Origin of the sequence: Bacillus sp. SW14, assembly GCF_047608225.1 — a bacterium.
Classification (GTDB): domain Bacteria; phylum Bacillota; class Bacilli; order Bacillales; family Bacillaceae; genus Bacillus; species Bacillus subtilis_G.
Genome location: NZ_JBLKRW010000001.1, coordinates 3981797 through 4000902, shown reverse-complemented (window position 1 = coordinate 4000902; position 19106 = coordinate 3981797). Strand labels below are relative to the sequence as shown.

General features: G+C 46.6%; 17 protein-coding genes. 10 read left to right on the top strand and 7 right to left on the bottom strand.

Going from position 1 to position 19106, the window contains the following annotated elements:
* Positions 1-21: 21 nt before the first annotated feature.
* The 5 genes from cobA to nirB form a co-directional block, all read right to left on the bottom strand.
* On the bottom strand, positions 22-1467 hold the full coding sequence (cobA, locus tag ACMX2I_RS20180; RefSeq protein ID WP_414958151.1) for a uroporphyrinogen-III C-methyltransferase: 1446 nt from the start codon (positions 1465-1467) through the stop codon (positions 22-24).
* A gap of 64 nt (positions 1468-1531) precedes the next feature.
* Entirely contained in the window at positions 1532-1852 is a 321-nt protein-coding gene (nirD, locus tag ACMX2I_RS20175; protein WP_414958150.1) for a nitrite reductase small subunit NirD, read from the bottom strand.
* A gap of 32 nt (positions 1853-1884) precedes the next feature.
* Complete coding sequence (nasD, locus tag ACMX2I_RS20170; RefSeq protein ID WP_414958149.1) at positions 1885-4302, bottom strand: NADPH-nitrite reductase; 2418 nt, start codon at positions 4300-4302, stop codon at positions 1885-1887.
* 120 nt (positions 4303-4422) lie between these two features.
* Positions 4423-6555 (bottom strand): assimilatory nitrate reductase catalytic subunit NasC, encoded by a 2133-nt coding sequence (gene nasC / locus ACMX2I_RS20165; protein ID WP_414958148.1) that lies wholly within the window; start codon positions 6553-6555, stop codon positions 4423-4425.
* Positions 6556-6561: 6 nt separating this feature from the next.
* The gene (gene nirB, locus ACMX2I_RS20160) at positions 6562-8877 is read right to left on the bottom strand and encodes a nitrite reductase large subunit NirB (RefSeq protein ID WP_414958147.1); all 2316 of its coding nucleotides are present in this window, start codon (positions 8875-8877) and stop codon (positions 6562-6564) included.
* A gap of 180 nt (positions 8878-9057) precedes the next feature.
* Between nirB and ACMX2I_RS20155 the strand changes: the two genes are divergently transcribed.
* The 5 genes from ACMX2I_RS20155 to zinU all read left to right on the top strand — a co-directional run bounded on the left by ACMX2I_RS20155 (position 9058) and on the right by zinU (position 14390).
* Entirely contained in the window at positions 9058-10263 is a 1206-nt protein-coding gene (locus tag ACMX2I_RS20155) for an MFS transporter (protein WP_394716445.1), read from the top strand.
* A gap of 112 nt (positions 10264-10375) precedes the next feature.
* Positions 10376-11290, top strand: a complete 915-nt coding sequence (gene folE2 / locus ACMX2I_RS20150; RefSeq protein WP_414958146.1) for a GTP cyclohydrolase FolE2 — start codon at positions 10376-10378, stop codon at positions 11288-11290.
* Complete coding sequence (locus tag ACMX2I_RS20145; protein WP_414958145.1) at positions 11287-11904, top strand: L,D-transpeptidase; 618 nt, start codon at positions 11287-11289, stop codon at positions 11902-11904. Before folE2 ends, ACMX2I_RS20145 begins: the two co-directional genes overlap by 4 nt.
* An 83-nt stretch (positions 11905-11987) precedes the next feature.
* Positions 11988-13160, top strand: a complete 1173-nt coding sequence (locus tag ACMX2I_RS20140; RefSeq protein WP_414958144.1) for an NAD(P)-binding domain-containing protein — start codon at positions 11988-11990, stop codon at positions 13158-13160.
* Positions 13161-13196: 36 nt separating this feature from the next.
* The gene (gene zinU / locus ACMX2I_RS20135; RefSeq protein WP_414958143.1) at positions 13197-14390 is read left to right on the top strand and encodes a zinc metallochaperone ZinU; all 1194 of its coding nucleotides are present in this window, start codon (positions 13197-13199) and stop codon (positions 14388-14390) included.
* A gap of 226 nt (positions 14391-14616) precedes the next feature.
* Here zinU and ACMX2I_RS20130 read toward each other — a convergent pair whose 3' ends face one another.
* Positions 14617-15297 carry an amino acid ABC transporter permease gene (locus tag ACMX2I_RS20130; protein ID WP_148962949.1) on the bottom strand — a complete coding sequence of 227 codons (681 nt, stop codon included), beginning with the start codon at positions 15295-15297 and terminating at the stop codon, positions 14617-14619.
* Between the two features lie 9 nt (positions 15298-15306).
* A complete protein-coding gene (locus ACMX2I_RS20125; protein ID WP_414958142.1) occupies positions 15307-16170 on the bottom strand; it encodes a transporter substrate-binding domain-containing protein in 864 nt (287 codons plus the stop codon).
* 358 nt (positions 16171-16528) lie between these two features.
* Between ACMX2I_RS20125 and ACMX2I_RS20120 the strand changes: the two genes are divergently transcribed.
* The 5 genes from ACMX2I_RS20120 to ACMX2I_RS20100 all read left to right on the top strand — a co-directional run bounded on the left by ACMX2I_RS20120 (position 16529) and on the right by ACMX2I_RS20100 (position 19035).
* Complete coding sequence (locus tag ACMX2I_RS20120) at positions 16529-16984, top strand: RDD family protein (protein WP_148962951.1); 456 nt, start codon at positions 16529-16531, stop codon at positions 16982-16984.
* 82 nt (positions 16985-17066) lie between these two features.
* Positions 17067-17399, top strand: a complete 333-nt coding sequence (locus tag ACMX2I_RS20115) for a YckD family protein (RefSeq protein WP_414958141.1) — start codon at positions 17067-17069, stop codon at positions 17397-17399.
* A 135-nt stretch (positions 17400-17534) separates the two neighbouring features.
* The gene (locus ACMX2I_RS20110) at positions 17535-17957 is read left to right on the top strand and encodes a MarR family winged helix-turn-helix transcriptional regulator (RefSeq protein ID WP_414958140.1); all 423 of its coding nucleotides are present in this window, start codon (positions 17535-17537) and stop codon (positions 17955-17957) included.
* Positions 17945-18283 (top strand): DUF3147 family protein, encoded by a 339-nt coding sequence (locus ACMX2I_RS20105; RefSeq protein ID WP_414958139.1) that lies wholly within the window; start codon positions 17945-17947, stop codon positions 18281-18283. The genes ACMX2I_RS20110 and ACMX2I_RS20105 overlap by 13 nt, the downstream gene beginning before the upstream one ends.
* 23 nt (positions 18284-18306) lie before the next feature.
* A complete protein-coding gene (locus ACMX2I_RS20100; protein WP_414958138.1) occupies positions 18307-19035 on the top strand; it encodes an AAA family ATPase in 729 nt (242 codons plus the stop codon).
* Positions 19036-19106 lie beyond the last annotated feature (71 nt).

Sequence of the window (19106 nt, the reverse complement as noted above, 5' to 3'; positions counted from 1 at the left end):
TGAGAAAAGGGCTGCTTGCAATCAGCTGTGAAGGAGCTTTTTTTCCGCCTGTTGATTCTGAATGAGAGAAAACAATTCTTCCTGTTCTTGGACAGCTGTGAATCCATAAATGCCGGCAGCTGAGTCATCGCCTATGCAGACGATGGGAGGTCGGCTTGCTGACGGTTCCGGCGAGATGCCAATTTGTTCGCCTGCGCTGATCAATTGCTGAATGGACGGTTTGCTCGGACAAATGATCATGTGCAGCGGAGATTCACTGATGGTTCGCTGAATCATGTGGGTGAACCGGTCATCTATAACATTTTCATGGGTGACATAAAACGAACAGGGCTTCTGCGTCTGCATGTTTTCCACTGCATGGCGGCTCCCGACAACAAGACGTTTTTCTGACTCAGGCTGAATGGCGGAGACGAGAAAGCCCCGTTTTTCAAGCTCTGTCACTGCTTGTTCAGATGCCGCACTCAGTCGGGCTGTCAGCTGGCGGATGTCGATTTTCTTGGAAGCAAGTGTTTGGAAAAATTCACAAACCGCACGGCGCGATGTGAAAACAATGTCTTCAAAGGTGCCGATTCTTTGAAGAATCTCTTCATTGACAGGTATGTTCTCAGTCCGCCATTTCGGCCATTCGATGACATCGGCACCGGAATCGCGCAGCTTGTCTGCAAGCGGGTCTTCATCTTCGCCATGAGTGACAACCATCATGTGCTGGCCGATGAGCGGTTTGCTTTCAAACCAGCTGTGAGTTTGGAAATTGACGATATCCCCGATGACGATAATCGCAGGGTTTGTGATCTGGTGTTCCTGTACTTTTTGCTGAATGTTCTCGAGCGATCCTTTCACACTCCGCTGGCGGCCCCATGTCCCCCATTGGATTACAATGACAGGAACGGAAGGAGATTTTCCGTACGCAATGAGCTGCTGGCAAATATAAGGCAAATTCTTAACGCCCATGTAAAAGACAAGGGTTTGAACGCTTCTGGCAAGCCCTTCCCAATCGAGATTCGGCGTTCCTTTTAATGATTTATCATGTGCTGTAATCATGGCAAAAGACGATGCAAAATCCCGATGCGTGACGGGGATGCCCGCATATAACGGCGCTGCAATTCCGGAGGTGATACCCGGCACCATTTCATAGCAGATGCCGTGCTCATAGAGAGCATCTGCTTCCTCGCCGACTCTGCCGAATACGCTTGGATCTCCGCCTTTCAAACGGACGACGGTTAACCCTTTTGATGCTTTTTCAACCAGCAGGGCATTAATTTCTCTTTGTTTCATAAAATGGCGGTCTGGCAGTTTTCCGCAATAAATAAATTGGCAGGCTGGTGATGCGAATTCGAGCAGCTTCGGGTTGGCGAGCCGGTCATATAAAATAACATCTGCTTTCTCCAGCGCCTGTTTCCCTTTGATGGTGAGCAGCCCCGGATCGCCGGGGCCTGCTCCCACGAAATATACGATTCCGTTCTTCATGTCATGTCATCCTTCCGTCACTGTAAAAATGAAGGATCACTTGAAAAGTGATCCGGTCTTTTGATCAATATACGAGATAAACATGTTCTCCTTCGATCAGCGTTTCGTATGTTTTGACGCATCCGTGATCAGGTTCTTGGACGGTTCCGTCTTTTAAAGAGATTTTCCAGTCGTGCATCGGGCAGAAAACATATTCGCCGCTGACGATACCTTCCGCCAGAACGCCGCCCTTGTGCGGACAGCGGTTTTCGATGGCACGGACGCTTCCGTTTGAAAGCTTAAAAACCGCGAGTTCCTTATCTTCAATATACACTGTTTTGCCTAATTGTTCAGGCAATTCTTCAATTTTTCCGATCCATACTTTTGTTGCGCCTTTGTTTACCATGTTCATTCCTCCTTCATGTTTGTTTTTTGTCATTATGATGTGGTCACGACGTTTTCAAATAATTCTTTAGAGGTTTGTTTATTTTCCAAAAAGCCCTTCCACGGATCCTTGTGGACAGAGAGTGTTTCATTCATTCGGTCGTTCAGATCCTGCCGCTTTTCCGGATCATTTAACACGGATTGGACATGGGATAAACCGACGCGCTCAAGCCATGCGGAAGTACGCTCCAGATAGTTTGCGGTTTCCCGGTAATATTGCAGGTAAGCGCCTGCGTATTCTAAGACTTCTTCATTTGTTTTCACCTTCATCAGCAAATCACCGGCGCGCAAATGGGTTCCGCCGTTTCCGCCGACATAAAGCTCCCAGCCTCCGTCAATGCCGACAACGCCAAGGTCCTTAATGCCGGATTCCGCACAGTTTCGCGGGCAGGCAGACACGGCCATTTTCACTTTATGAGGCGTGTTCAGCCCTTCGAATTTTTTCTCAAGCGCAATGCCCAGTGCCATGGAGTCTTGCGTGCCGAAGCGGCAGAATTGCTCGCCTACGCACGTTTTTACTGTGCGGAGCGTTTTCCCGTACGCGTAGCCTGACGGCATATCGAGATCTTTCCATACCCTCGGAAGGTCTTCTTTTTTCACGCCGATGAGATCAATTCGCTGGCCGCCGGTCATTTTAACGAGCGGGATCTCATATTTGTCGACGACATCGGCAATCTTGCGCAAATCTGTGGAGTTGGTCACGCCGCCGTACATCCGGGGCACGACTGAATATGTTCCGTCTTTTTGAATATTGGCGTGCATTCGTTCGTTAACAAAGCGGGAAGTCCGGTCATCTTCGTATTTGGTTGGATTGATCATGCCTAAGTAGTAGTTCAAAGCCGGCCGGCATTTGGAACAGCCTTCTGGCGTTTTCCAGCCGAGTACGTTCATGATTTCTCTTGTATGTGACAGCCCTTTGGCTTTGATTTCTTCTACGATTTCATCTCTCGACAATGTCGTGCAGCCGCAAATCGCTTCTTTTTGCGCTGACGCATCAAAGTCTGATCCGAGTGTATGCTGGAGGATTTCTTCTACGAGTGGTTTACAGCCTCCGCATGAACGGGATGCACCGGTGCATGCTTTGATCTCGTCCGTTGACGAGCAACCTTTTTCCTGTATGGCTTGAATAATCGCACCTTTTGACACGCCGTTACAGCCGCAGATGATTTCATCGTCGCTCATCGCCGCGGTAATGCTTGTGCCTGCTTCTTGGTTGAGAGGCTGTAAGATTGATATTTTAGAGGTTTCAGTGATGTCGGCTTCTTTTTGAATCATAGAAAACAGGCGATTGCCTTCGCTGCTGTCGCCGAATAAAACAGCACCGACAATTTGATTGCCCCTCAGGACGATTTTTTTATAGATGCCGTCCTGCTCATCGAAGACTTTAACTGCTTTTTTCTCCTCTGATTCATCAAAGTCACCGGCAGAGAAGACCTCGACGCCTGATACCTTTAACTGAGTGGAGAGAACGGAGCCTTCATACGGTTTTGTTTCGATGCCGCACATATGCTTCGCCAGCACTTTTGCCTGTTCATAGAGCGGCGCCACGAGCCCGTATGCGATCCCCCGATGCTCAGCGCATTCGCCGACCGCATAAATGTGCGGGATTTCAGTTTCCATATAATCGTTGACGATGATTCCGCGGTTCACCGGAATGCCGCTTTCGGCTCCGAGCGCTGTATTCGGGCGGATGCCTACGGCCATGACGACTAAATCTGCTTCAATGCTTGTGCCGTCTGTAAAGCGGAGGCCTTCAACACGGCCATCACCGATAATCTCTTCGGTTTGTTTTTCAAGCAAGAATGTCATTCCTTGTTTTTCTAGCTCGTTTTGCAGCAGGCGTCCCGCCGCTGCGTCAAGCTGTCGTTCCATCAAAAATGGCGCGAGGTGGATGACGGATACCTCCATGCCGAGATTCAGCAGTCCGCGGGCTGCTTCTAAACCGAGCAGGCCTCCGCCGATGACAGCTGCTTTTTTATATTGTTGTGACGCGGCGAGCATCGTGTCTGTATCTTTTATGTCCCGGAAAGCCGTGACGCCTTTTTTGTCTGCGCCCGGAATCGGAAGGATAAAAGGGACAGAGCCTGTCGCCAGAATCAATTCGTCATAAGGCTGGATTCTGTGTGCATCTGTGATGACCGTTTTGTTTTCCGGGTCCACCTTGATGACTGTTTCATTTGTATACAATTGAATATTGTTTTCTTCATACCAGTCCCAATCATTTAACGTAATATCTTTAATGTCGGTATCGCCTTGAAGCACTTTTGACAAAAGGATTCGGTTGTAATTGGGATGCGGTTCGGCACCGAAAATTGTGATCTGAAACTCGTCTTTTGCAACACTCAGTATCTCTTCAATGGCCCTTACCCCGGCCATTCCGTTTCCAACAAGAACTAGTTGTTTTTTTCCCATCAGATGATCCGCTCCTTATCAATGTTTTTTCCAGCGTAGCACAGCAAAAAGGAATATTTAAGATACATGTTATAAAATGTAACAAAATATACGAAAAGTTCTAAAAATTTTATGAAAAATTTAAAAAGGTCTGATTCGGACGGCGCATACTTTAAAACCGGGCATTTTAGAGGCTGGATCTAAGGCTCCTCCGATTAAATCATTCACATTTTGAGCGTCTGCCCAATGGATGGGAACAAAAACGGTGTCTTTTCTGATTTGTTCCGATAATTTGCTGCGGACGGTGATGCTTCCCCGCGGCGATTCTATTTTTACGAGCACACGGTCTTCGATATGGTAGGATGCCGCAGTTTGCGGGTGGATTTCCATAAATGATTCAAAATGTCTCGCGGCAAGGGCGGCGCTTTTTCTCGTTTGAACGCCTGTTAAGTAGTGAGACATGACTCGGCCTGTTGTTAAATAAAGCGGATAATCGGCTGTCGGCTTCTCTTTTGGAACGGGCGGTTCGTTTGGAATCACACTTAGTGCCGCTTTTTGATCCGGATGGGCAAATGAGTCCGCAAACAAGCGTCCTGTTCCGGGGTGATCAGGTTCCGGACATGGCCAATGAATGCCGCCTTCACGTCTGAGCCTGTCATATGTGATGCCTGAATAATCAGCAATCCCGCCTCGGCTCGCTTCTCTCAATTCATTAAAAATATCCTTAGCTGACGTGTAAGAAAAGTAGCGGCCTTTCCCGAGAGCGGATGCGATGTCACAAATAATCTGCCAATCATGCTTTGTTTCACCGGGACATGGCCGGGTTGCTTCTCTTAATGTCACGCGGCCTTCGACATTTGTCATGGTGCCTTCATCTTCTAAATAAGAGGAGGCGGGCAAAATCACATCTGCGTATGTCGCAGTCTCAGACATAAACAAATCGATCGCAACAAAGAATGTCAGTTTTCTCAGAGCTTTTTTGACGAGATTTGCATTTGGGCTGGAGACAGCAGGGTTGGAGCACATAAGGAACAGTCCTTTGATGTCGCCGTCATTGATTTTCTCCATCATTTCATAGGCCGAGACACCTTTTCGCGGGAGTTCATCCTGATGGATTCCCCACACTTTCGCAATATGCGCGCGGTGTTGTTCATTTTCGATAGAACGGTAGCCCGGAAGCTGATCGGCTTTTTGTCCATGCTCTCTTGCGCCTTGTCCGTTGCCTTGTCCGGTGATCGCCCCGTAGCCCGAATAAGGTTTGCCGATTTTTCCTGTGATCAGCACCATGTTTAAAAAGCCCTTTACAGCCGCTGTTCCATCGGTTTGCTGTTCAATCCCGCGGGCTGTAAAGAGCATGCCGGACGTTTCTTTCGCAAACTTTACAGCGGCTTTTCGCATGTGCGCCAGCGGGACACTCGTCTGTTCGGCGATATCATTCAGGCTCAACGCGTTAGTATGCCTCCTCAGCTCCTCGAAACCGTTTGTTCGTGATCGAATGAAATTTAAGTTTGCGAGCTGTTCGTCGATGATGATTTTGACGAGACCGTTGGCAAGGGCGGCGTCTGTGCCGGGCTTGATTTTCAGATGAAGATCGGCGATTTTCGTCGTGGCTGTTTCGCGCGGATCAATAGCAATGATGTAAGCGCCGTTTTCCTTCGCTTTTTCAAAGTACGGCATAATCGTAGGCTGGCATTCCACAATATTGGTGCCGGCCAGAATGATCACACGGGTGTGGGGAATGTCTGATAAGGGATTCGTTAAGCCTCTGTCCGCGCCGAATGTTTGGTTGGCTGCGGTTGCTGCGGCGGACATACATAGCCTCCCATTGTAGTCGATGTATTTTGTCTGTAAGCCAACCCGTGCGAACTTCCCTAACAAATACGCCTCTTCATTCGTAATTGAGGCGCTTCCGTATACAGCCAGGGCGTCATGGCCGTGTTCTGCTTGAATCATCGTCACTTGGTCTTTGATGTGATTCAGTGCTTCTTCCCAGGAAACAGGCAGAAATTCGCCGTTTTTCTTCAGCAACGGCCGGGTGATGCGGGAGGAGTTCAAGGCATGCTGGTGGGCGTTCATGCCCTTCATGCATAACCGGCCCTGTGTCGTAGGATTATCAATCCCGATCGCTGTGTACTTTTTCCGCGTGACGATGGTTTGTTCCACGAGTTGCATTTTGCACTGCATACTGCAAAACGGGCATTGGGTGTCATACGTTTTTTCTGATTGGATGTCTTGCTGTTTATCACGGAAATATCTAAGCAGTCGATCAGTCAAAATGCCTCATCCTTTCTTATGTGCGCCAGCCTGTATGGGCGGGTTTTGAATCAGTGACAGGTCAGTTTGGAGGTTTTCCAGAAGCTGTGTCCCAAGGTCCTCTTCAAATAGCACTTCTCTGATATGAACGATCCCGAGACGGTCCATCCACTGATGAACGGCTTCTAAGTAATGAGCTGTTTCACGGTAATACTGAACCAGTCCTTTGATCATGCCGGCAGTGCTGTCTGCGTTGTCTGTCACACAAAACAGAGCTCCGGAACGGGCATGAGTTCCCCGGACGCCGCCGATGTAAATGTCCCAGCCAGCTTGCGTTCGAATCGCGCCGACATCTTGTATGGCGGCATCGTTGCAGTCTGTTTCACATGATAAGCTGATAGACATGGAAGCGGGCATGGAAAGCATCTCAAGATGTCTTTCAATCTGGGCTGCCAGCTGCTGAATCGACCGGTTTTGCCCGCATGTACATGCTTTGACACTTTGCAGCGTGCGGCGGTGTTCATTGGTGCAACCGGGCATTTTTAGGTCTTCTTTGATGTTCAGGAGATCCGCAGGCTTGATCCCGGAAAGCTTCAGTCTTTGGCTGTGAGTGATGGATACGTCAGGGATGCTGTATGTCTCGATGATGTCGGCAATATTTCTTAGCTGCTCCGCGTTTGTCATCCCGCCGTACATTTGCGGTATGAGGATGCATGTGTCTTCTGAGGTTGATTCCGGCTGAACAAAACCGGCATGCAGCTTTTCCAGATAGTATTGAATCGCCGGGACACATTTGCGGCATCCGTTTTTCGTTTTCCAGCCAAGCTGGCTCATCGCTTCTGCAGGATCAGTGAATGGTCTGCGCTGAAGCTCAGCAATGATGTCGTCTTCCGTCAAATCGGTGCATGCGCAAAATGCAGGTGTATCGGCGGACTCTGTATATTCGCCGCTGGCCATGTACCTCAAAAGGTCTTCAACGAGCGGCTTGCATCCTCCGCAGGAGCCGGATGCTTTGGTGCAGTGTTTGACATCCTCAACAGTTGTTAAGCCTTTCGTGTGCACCGCTTCTTCAATCGCGCCTTTCGTCACTGAGTTGCATTGGCAAATCGTTTCACTGGAGGGCATGGATTCAAATAATCTGCCGATTTTCTCCGGTTCGATGATCTGCTTTTTGACAATGGAGATATCTCGTTGTTTGAGCAGGCTGTCGAGAAGCCGCTGCTTGTCACGTGTGTCTCCGAACAAAATAACGCCGGCCGGTTTGTCATCCTCAAAGAGTGCTTTTTTATAGATGCCTGCTTGTTCATCGTAGATGTTAATACTCGTCGTGCGTTCATCTTCGTGAACCTTTCCTGCTGACCACACATCAATTCCGGCTATTTTTAAAGCGGCAGATGGTGATGAGCCTTGATATCCTTCGCACGGAACGCCGCAAATATGTTTGGCGAGAACGTTTCCCTGTTCATAAAGGGGTGCCGCCAAGCCGTACACCGTTCCGTTATGCTCGGCGCATTCCCCGACGGCATACACATTCGGTTCGCTCGTCTGCATGCAGTCATTCACGATGATCCCGCGGTTCACTTTGATTCCGGCGGATACAGCCAATTCAATATTCGGCCTCACGCCAGCCGCCATCACAATCAAGTCTGCTTTCAGTGAAGAGCCGTCTTTAAAACGGATGCCGTCTGCCCGCGCGGCACCAGAAATAGATACGGTATCTTTCTCCAAAAGAAAGGTTAAGCCTTTCCGTTCCAGCTCCGTCTGCAGCAGCAGCGACGCGGTGTGATCGAGCTGTTTTTGCATGATGGCGGAGGAGTGGTGAATGACGCTGACATCCATGCCGAGATGCTTTAACCCGACTGCAGCTTCCAGCCCTAATAAGCCGGCTCCGATCACTGCTGCTTTTTGATGGTGTTCGGCCATGCTCATCAACGCTTGGCAGTCTTCTATTGTTCGAAATCCATAGACGCCTTCTTTGTTCGCCCCGGGAATGGGGAGAATATGGGGGGAGGAGCCTGTTGCCAGAATGAGTTTGTCATAAGAAAGGGTTCGTTTGTGATCCGTGATGACCCGCTGCTGATCTGTATCAATTTGAACAACCGTTTCGCCCGCGTAAAGGGTAATCCCGTGCTTGGCGTACCAATCCTTGCTGTTCAGTGTAATGTCATCGAGTGACGCCTCCCCCTGCAAAACAGAGGATAAGAGAATGCGATTGTAGTTGGGATGCGGTTCGCTTCCGAAAATGACAATCTCAAACATTTGGCGATTCAGCTTTAAGACTTCTTCAATACAGCGGATGCCGGCCATTCCGTTTCCTGCCAACACCAGTCTTTGTTTCTTCATGTGCCAGACCTCCTTTATTGCAGCGTGTAAGTTTTCTCTTATTAAAAATTATGTCAAAATGCTTTGTTAACGCATTAAACGTGTCACAAAAGCTTACACATGTCTTTTCTAGAAAAAAATGCTCATATATCCTTAATTCAGAAAATTTAAAATAATTGAGGGTCAAGAAAGGGGAATCTTATGAAGCTGTCGGAACTGAAAACTAGCGGTCATCCACTCACTTTACTCTGTTCCTTTTTATACTTTGATGTGAGTTTTATGATATGGGTTATGCTTGGGGCACTGGGAGTTTATATTTCTCAGGATTTTGGCCTGTCTCCTTTTGAGAAAGGGCTTGTGGTGGCTGTGCCGATTTTATCAGGATCTGTGTTTCGTATCATTCTGGGTATTTTAACGGACAGAATCGGACCGAAAAAAACGGCAGTGATCGGCATGCTGGTGACAATGATTCCGCTGCTGTGGGGGACATTTGGCGGCCGTTCGCTGCCTGAGCTGTATGCCATTGGGATTCTGCTAGGCGTAGCGGGGGCAAGCTTTGCCGTTGCGCTGCCTATGGCAAGCCGATGGTATCCGCCTCATTTGCAGGGGCTTGCGATGGGGATCGCCGGCGCGGGGAACAGTGGCACTTTGTTTGCAACCCTGTTTGGCCCGCGTCTTGCGGAGCAGTTCGGCTGGCACATTGTCATGGGAATTGCGCTTATTCCTTTGCTGATCGTCTTTATTCTTTTTGTATCCATGGCAAAGGATTCTCCTGCACAGCCGGCGCCGCAGCCGCTCAAAAACTACCTGCATGTGTTCGGGCAGAAGGAAACATGGTTTTTCTGCCTGCTGTACAGCGTCACATTCGGGGGATTTGTCGGACTATCAAGCTTTTTATCTATTTTCTTTGTCGATCAATACCAGCTGTCAAAAATTCACGCGGGCGATTTCGTTACATTATGTGTGGCGGCGGGAAGTTTTTTTCGGCCTGTCGGGGGCTGGATTTCAGATCGTGTCGGCGGCACAAAAGTGCTTTCTGTCTTGTTTGTCATCGTGGCCCTGTGCATGGCCGGGGTCAGCAGCCTGCCGTCTCTTTCGATGGTCATCGTTCTTTTGTTTGTCGGCATGATGGGGCTCGGAATGGGCAACGGGGCAGTATTCCAGCTCGTGCCGCAGCGCTTCCGCAAAGAAATCGGCATGGTGACGGGAATCGTCGGCGCGGCCGGCGGCATAGGAGGTTTTTTCCTGCCGAACATCTTAGGATCGCTAAAACAGATGACAGGCTCATATGCTATCGGATTTATTACATTTTCCTGTATCACGCTGCTGGCGTTTGCGCTCGTGCTTGCCGCAGGCTATTATTGGAGAAAAAGCTGGGGCGCGGAAAGCAGCCCGGCGGATGTTTAGATTTTCACGGATACGCCTTTGTGCGTGTCTTTTTTATTTTCTCTTGATTTTAATCGCTAAACCGATCAAAATAAATAGTAATTATTACGATTTATCGAGAGGAGTTTTCTGATTGAATCAACACACGCTGCTGCCGGAAAAACCGGAGCGTCTTCAATACTTTGGGTCGGTCAGTCCGATGAAAGGCGAAAAACCTGTAGAAAAAGAGAAGATGAAGGATTTGCAAAATATCAGGAAGGATTATTTTTTTGACATTCAGCATGTAGGTGTCGCTAATGTGTCCCATCCGGTCACAATCACTTCTGCCATGGCGCCTGCTGAGCAAACAACGGCTGCGAACTTTACAATGACTTGTGATTTGCGGAGAAATCAAAAGGGAATCAACATGAGCCGGTTAACAGAGCTGCTGCAAGTCTATCATCAAAACGGCTGGGTTCTCTCATTTTGCTCTCTTCAGCAATTTACGAAAGAGCTTGCAGAAAATATGGGTCAGTCATCAGCTTCAGTCGAAGTGCGGTTTCCATGGTTTTTCGAACGGAAAAGTCCGGAGCTTGAGAAATCGGGCCTGATGCATGCTGACATATTGATGTCTGTCACCTATCAAGAAGATCAGCCGTTTAAACAGCGTGCCGGCATCTCAGCGAAAGTAACGACCCTTTGCCCCTGTTCCAAGGAAATCAGTGAATACAGTGCTCATAATCAGAGGGGAACGGTCAGCATTTGGGCTGATATTCATCCGGCTACATCGCCGCCAAGCGATTTTAAAGCCGATTTGCTTCACGCCGCGGAATCAAATGCCTCCGCGAGACTGCATCCGGTGCTGAAGCGCCCTGATGAAAAAGCCGTGACGGAAACGGCGTATGAAAACCCGAGATTTGTTGAGGATCTCGCCCGGCTGATTGCCGCTGATTTGTATGAGCTTGAATGGGTGTCAGTCTTTGAGATTGAATGCCGCAATGAAGAATCGATCCATCTCCACGATGCCTATGCGAAGCTGCGTTTTTCGAAACAGGTGGATCAAATATGAAACTCTCATTATTCATTGCTGCGGTTCTGATGCTGGCCTGCCTGCTGTCAGCCTGCTCTGGCCATGCGGAAGAACACGCAAGTGCCGATACAAAGAAAACGGAAGAACAAGTAAGCGCTGATAAGAAGAAAATGGCAGAGCACGCAACGTCCGATCAAAAAACAGAAAAAACAAGCATTGATTGGGCAAAGCCTTCAGGCGGTAAATACCCGGATATCAAGCAGAAGCATGTCTGGATTGATGTAGATGTGAAAAACCAGAAGGCTTACATCAAAGAAGAAAACAAAACCCTATATACAATGATTGTCTCGTCAGGACTTGATCAAACAAAGGATGACGCTACGCCAAAGGGCACCTTTCATATCGAACCTGAACGGGGAGAATGGTTTTTTTCCGAAGGATATCAGGAAGGCGCGGAATACTGGGTCTCATGGAAAAACCATGGCGAATTTTTATTTCACAGCGTGCCAATGACAAAGGATAAAAAAGTCATTGAAAAAGAAGCGGAAAAACTAGGAACAAAAGCATCTCATGGTTGTATCAGGCTGACCATCCCGGATGCGAAATGGATATATGAAAACATCCCTGAACATACAAAAGTTGTGATCAGCTGAACTAAAAAGCGGTTGACAAAAAGGAAAAAAGAACATACGATTTAAATCGTAACAATTACGTTTTGTAGAGAGGAGATTCTCCCATGTATAAATGGCTGATCATTGGCGGCGGCATCCAAGGCACTACCTTGGCTGTGCATCTGGTGAAAAGCGGAAAGGCATCGATTAAGGATCTTGCTGTCATTGATCCCCATGAACGGCCTCTTGAATGCTGGAAACGAAACACAGGCCGCATTCAGATGAAATACTTGCGCTCTCCATCGGTTCATCACGTGGACACAGAGCCGTTCAGTCTGCAAATGTATGCGGATAAAAGCCAATGGCCGGAAGTGTTCTTCGGAAGGTATAAGAGGCCCTCGCTGTCGCTCTTCAATCAGCACTGCGAGACTGTGCTGGATGAGATACATATTGAGCAAGCATGGAAAACAGGCACGGTGACAGATTTGAGAAGGACAAACGGGTTGTGGGAAGCGGAGACAGATGCTGCCGGAACAATTACGGGTGAACGAGTGGTTTTAGCCATGAGTTTTTCTCATCAGCCTTCATGGCCGGAGTGGGCAAAACCATTTCAGAATGACGGCATTTATCATGTGTTTGATAGAGATGTGGACGATGTAAGGAATAAAAGTGTGCAAATGGCAGTTGTAGGCGGGGGGATAACAGCGGCTCATTACGCCATAAAACTCGCGGATGACGGGCATGATGTGACGATGCTGGTGAGGCATCCCTTCCGAACCTATGACTTTGACAGTGATCCGGGCTGGCTTGGTCCGAAATATATGAAAGCATTCAGTAAAACGTCAGACTATCAAAAGAGAAGGCAATGGATTACAAGCGCCAGGCATCGCGGCTCTTTTCCAAAGGACATTTCACGAACGCTTGCTGTCTATAGGAAGGAGGGCAGAATAAAAGTCATTCAGGATGAAATTGAGTTTTGCCAAAAAACAGATGAAGGCAAGATACAGATACACGGTAAGAACAGCGAACCGCCATACGAATATGAGCGTATCGCACTGGCAACAGGTTTTACTTCGGACATCAGCCGGTTCGAGTGGGTACAGAGAGCGGCGGAAGCGGAGCAATTGCCGTATGCAGGCTGCGGTTTTCCGATTGTCGGCCAGGATTTGCAATGGGGAAAAGGATTATATGTAATGGGGGCCTTGGCTGAATTAGAAATCGGGCCGACAGCGAGAAATATTTCCGGAGCGCGAAAAGCTGCTTACACCATTGCACATACGGCGAAGCATACAAGTTAAATCGTAATGATTCTATTTTATGAGGAGGGCATTACCATGAAAAAAATTCCGGTTACCGTACTGAGCGGTTATCTTGGTGCGGGAAAAACAACATTGCTGAACAGCATTCTGCAAAATCGTGACGGCTTAAAAATAGCAGTCATCGTCAATGATATGAGCGAGGTGAACATTGACGCTGGTTTGGTTAAGCAGGAAGGAGGCCTTTCCAGAACCGATGAGAAGCTTGTGGAAATGTCAAACGGTTGTATTTGCTGCACGCTTCGCGAAGATTTATTAATTGAAGTCGAGAAGCTGGCAAAGGACGGGAGGTTTGATTATATCGTCATCGAATCCACTGGAATCAGCGAACCGATCCCGGTGGCGCAAACTTTTTCTTATATTGATGAAGAGATGGGGATCGACCTTACGAAATTCTGTCAGCTGGATACGATGGTGACAGTGGTTGATGCCAATCGTTTTTGGCATGATTATCAGTCAGGCGATAGCCTGCTGGACCGCAAAGAAGCATTGGGAGAAGGGGATGAAAGAGAAATTGCCGACCTCTTGATCGACCAAGTCGAGTTTTGTGATGTTCTGATCTTAAATAAATGTGATTTGGTCAGCGAGCAAGAGCTCGAACAGCTTGAAAAAGTTCTTCGCACACTGCAGCCTAGGGCAAAATTCATTCGATCCGTCAAAGGAAATGTAAAACCGCAGGAGATTTTGCATACAGGATTATTTAACTTTGAGGAAGCGAGCGGATCGGCCGGCTGGATTCAAGAGCTGACTGCGGGTCATGCGGAACATACCCCGGAAACAGAAGAGTACGGCATCTCTTCATTTGTGTATAAGAGACGTTTACCGTTTCATTCCACACGGTTTTATCGCTGGATGGATCAAATGCCAAAGAACGTGGTTCGCGCCAAAGGAATCGTCTGGTGCGCATCTCATAACAATCTTGCTTTGCTGATGTCGCAAGCCGGGCTGTCCGTTACGATTGAGCCTGTATCCTATTGGGTGGCGGCGCTGCCTAAGCTGGAACAGGAGCAAGTCAAACAGCAGGAACCGGAAATTCTGGAGGACTGGGATCCGGAATTCGGTGACCGACTGACACAGCTAGTGTTGATCGGAACAGATTTGGATGAAGAAGAGATTACGAAAGAGCTTGATCAATGCCTGTTGACTGAATATGAATTTGATTCAGATTGGTCGCTATTTGAGGACCCGTTCAAGTGGAAGCTGAATCAATAGAAACAGCGTGTTGGCAAACCCCGCATTCGTTGTCAAGCCTGCGCGCCGGTGCTCACATTAAAAAAGATTAGCGTCTAAATGCTGGAGCGTCCTGCTCAAACGCCGCTGTCAACGACTTCAAGGGTCTGAAAAAAGACAAAATCCTAAAACGAAAACCGTTTTAGGATTTTGTCAATAATCTGAAAGCCGTCTCCTGCGGAGCGGCTTTTTTTAATGAAACGTTTGTTTAAACATAATGAGCGTATTTCTTCTCAAGGATATTTTGAAAAGCTGCCGCTGCTGAGCAGATAGCCCAATAGATGAGAGCGGTCAGAATATACATGGTCATGTAATCAAACTCTCTGCCGCCGATGATTTTCGCATGCTGGAGCAATTCCGGCACTGTAATCATCGCAGCGAGAGAGGACGCTTTGATTAAGTCAAGCAATACATTGGCAAGCGGAGGCAGCGCAATACGGATGGATTGCGGCAAAATGATGCCCCTCATCGTCTGCCAATAGGAAAGGCCGAGCGAGGATGCGGCTTCCCACTGTCCTTTTTCAACGGATGAAATGGCTGAACGGTTAATTTCCGCAATGTAGGCGGCGCTGTTAAGGCTAAAGCCGATTAAAGCGGCCGTGACAGCGGAAAATTCAATGCCGATATAAGGAAATCCAAAATAAAGGATAAACAAGATGACCAAGATCGGAACGCCCCGCATAAAGGAGATATAGAGCTTCGCCGGCCATCTTAACAAGGCAAGTGTAGACATTCTGGCGAGTGATATGAACAGGCCGATCGCCGTTCCCGCAAACATGCTCACAAAAGAGATGAGCAGCGTGTATCCAATGCCTTGTATGACATAAGGAAACGATTCAATCGCCAGCTTCGTGTTGAAAATATATTCCCACTGAATGCTATTTATCATGGCGTCCGATTACAAATCAACGTCCTGAACGTCGACATCCAGTTTCTTTGATACATCTGCTTTATTGAAGAATTGTTTCGAGAGCTTAGTCAAAGTGCCATCTTTGCTCATCTCTTTCAGTGTTTCGTTCATCTTTTTCTGAAGTGCCGCATTGCTTTTTTTCATGACAAGCGCCTGTTGATTCGGCATGTACTTGATGTCCGGGTGGATCGTGATGTTGAGATCCGGGAATGCTGCGAGCGCAAGTGTCTGCAGGTAATAGTCGTTTAAAATGACATCAGTGCGTCCGTTGGCGACATCTTTTAAATACTGCTCGTTGGTCGCATTATCATATATCACTTCTTTGGCGCCGTATTTTCTCGCTACATCCATGTAGACAGTTGTAGCCGCGCCAGCCGCTTTCTTCCCTTTTAAATCCTTAAGGGTTTTAATCCCTGATAAATCGTCTTTTCGGACAATTGCTGTGCCATATGAATATTTATATGGAGTGGAAAACGCAAACTTCTTCTCACGGTCTTTCGTTACGTCGATGTCATTTGCGGCTGCGTCAACCTGGCCGCTGTTGACCGCTGTCAGCATCCCGTCAATGCCCATTTCCTTAAATCCAACCTTCAGTCCCAAGCGTTTTGCCGCTTCGCGAACAACTTCAACCTCGTAGCCCGTCAGCTTATCGGAACCAGAATCGGTTTCGTGATAAGAAGTGGGATAAAGCGTACCGGATGTAGCGACAACGATCTTCCCTTTGTCTTTAATCTGATCCCAGCCTGTATCCTTGGAATCGGCTTCATTTTTGCCGGAACAAGCTGCCAATATAAGAAAGAAAGCCATTGTGAAACTGAATATAACGGCTTTTGATTGCATGAATGATTTCACCTTTGTTTCCCCCAATCTGTTAATCAACTAAAAAGATAGCATTGAACATAGAGGGTTGCAATATGTTGATGACGTTTTCAAAAAGTTCGAATTGTGTATACAAAAGCGTTTTGGCGTTTAAATGCGGTAATGAAAGGAAGGGGGATAAAAAAGGAGTTGTTCAAGGATGAATGCATTGACATACCAAGGAAAAGAGCATGTTGAGCTGATCTCAGGCCATTATACGTAGTGAAGAAGCATGAAATCGTTCTTCCGGATAAAGTTAAATCTTGCTGATGCTCCTAAGGCATATGTTATAGTCGATAAGAAAGAAGATGGAACATCAAAGTCATATTGAAGACATAATGGGGGAGTCAAATTGAATATTTACAAACCAGCAGGATTCTGGATCAGACTGGGAGCTTCATTGCTGGATTATATGATTGTCTCGGTGCCTCTTTTGCTGATCTATTGGCTGATTACAGGAAAAGACCCGAACGACAGCATGTTCATCAGCTTGATTGTTCTGCTGTACTCTATTTTGCTGCCGGTGTTTTGGCATGGCTACCTTATCGGAAAAAGAATCTGCGGTATCAGAATCGTAAAAAAAGACGGATCACAAGTCAGCCTTCTAACGATGTTTTTGCGGATTATTGTGGCCGGCCTGGTTTACACCTTAACCTTCGGGCTCGGCTTAATCGCCAGCCTGATTCTCATCGCCGTGCGGGAAGACAAACGGACACTGCATGATTTAATCGCTGGAACGTATGTCACTTACGCGTCACCGGGTGAAGAAGAACTTTATACTGACGAACAGATCGGAAAGAGCGAATAATGATTCGCTCTTTTTATTTTGCATGCATAAAAAATGCAATGCAGCAAAACATATGAAAAATAGGATTGGAGGAATAAATTGGATGAAACGAATGAAAACCAACATCATCATAATGTTCATCGCCGCGGCTGTTATTTCTTTGTCCGGTACAGCTGAAGCTGCTGAAAAACAGCAGCAGCCACCCGCAAATGTTAAACTGACAGAACAGGAAATGAAAGAAATTGAACAGCTCGAAGCAGACATACTCAAAAAGCGCAAAGACGTTATTTCAAAGTACGTACAATACGGTGTCCTGCCTAAAGAAAGAGGAGAACACATCAAAAATCACATGGACAAACACTTTGAAATGATGAAACAAAACGGCTTTGTTCCAAAGGCTCACCCCCATCCGCATAAATTTGAAAAAAGACATTAAGACGGTAAGCATCCAATGGGAATTGGGTGCTTTTTTATTGTGAAAAAGCTGCTAGTTATTAATAGGTGTAATTTTAGAAAGTAGTATCGTACTTGTCAGTTATATCGTATAATATGATATAAAGGGGTGTGTATGATGGAAATGGATTTCATAGCTAAACTAAATCAGCAGTGGACAGATATTTATTATTTATTACATTACAAACATAAAGAAAATATTTCTCACCAGGCAATACGTCTTATGCAGCATATTGAAAAGCAAGGCGAATCAACAATAGGTGCTTTGGCTGAATACTTGTCTGTCTCTCACAATACAGCGTCAGAGCATACTAAACGTTTAATTCAAAAGGGATTTGTAGCTAAACGGCGAAGTCGCCAAGATGAACGAAAGGTTTTAGTTTTCTTAACACAAGAAGGAAGGTCTGTTCTTGAACAGCATACACAGCTAGATAAAGAGAAGTTAAAAGAAATCATTGAACGAATGAGCACATCAGAAAAGGAATTACTTGAACAGGCCTTTGAACTTTTAAGTAAGGAAGCTAAACAATGGCAGTTTTAAGCAAAGTGATCATCTCAGCGTTGATTATCGGTTTTGTTACTGAAATATCAAAAAGACATCCGACCTATGGGGGGATTATTGCCGCTTTACCCTTGGTCAGTTTATTAAGCCTTTTTTGGATGCAAGTACAGGGGGAAAAAACAGCTCAGTTAAGTCAATTTGCATCGGGTGTGCTTACTGGAATCCCTGCTACAGTTTGTTTACTAGCTATTTTGGCGATTTTGCTGAAAATTCATGTGCCGTTCTGGTTAGCGTTATGCGCTGGAATACTAGGATGGGTTGTGTTTTTATGGATGCAGAAGTTTTTTTCTCAATATATTATGTAACTGAGTAATAGAAAGGAGATGCCATGTTTTTAAAAAAGGTTACTCTTCTTCGAGATAAGATTTTGGACTTCGACAGATTTCCTTTTTCTATCCCGGCTATAAGTCAATTAAATGAAATTCTATTTACTAGCCAAGTGACTTTTTTTGTGGGGGAAAATGGATCTGGTAAATCTACTTTGCTTGAAGCGATTGCGGATAAGTGTGAATTCAATACAGCGGGAGGAAGCCGAAATAATCTCTATGAATTACAGGAGTCAGACTCTCATTTAGGAGATTACATACGTTTATCTTGGCTTCCAAAGGTAACAAATGGCTTCTTTTTAAGAGCTGAATCGTTTTATCATCTTTCTCTTCATCTGGATGAGATGGAATTAGATGCTCCGCAGCCATACCGTTCTTATGGAGGGCGGCCGCTGCACAAGCAATCACATGGAGAGTCTTTTATGTCTCTATTCCGTCATCGATTTAAAGAAAAAGCGATTTATCTTTTAGATGAGCCGGAAGCGGCACTTTCTCCGGCTAGGCAGCTGGCTTTTTTGAGAGTTGTACATGATTTGGTGAAGGGTGGAAATGTACAGATGATCATTGCGACTCACTCCCCGATCCTGTTGGGATATCCCAATGCTAATATTTTAAGCTTTGATGGTGGAAGAATACATCATACAGAATATGAGAATACAGAACATGTTCAATTAACAAGATATTTTCTTGGACAAAGAGAAAAAATATTGGCTGAGCTGTTCCGCGATTAACATAGAGTTGATATGAAACGCGTTTCATAACCTATGATAGGTTTATCAAATATTTCAGGAGTGATAAACAC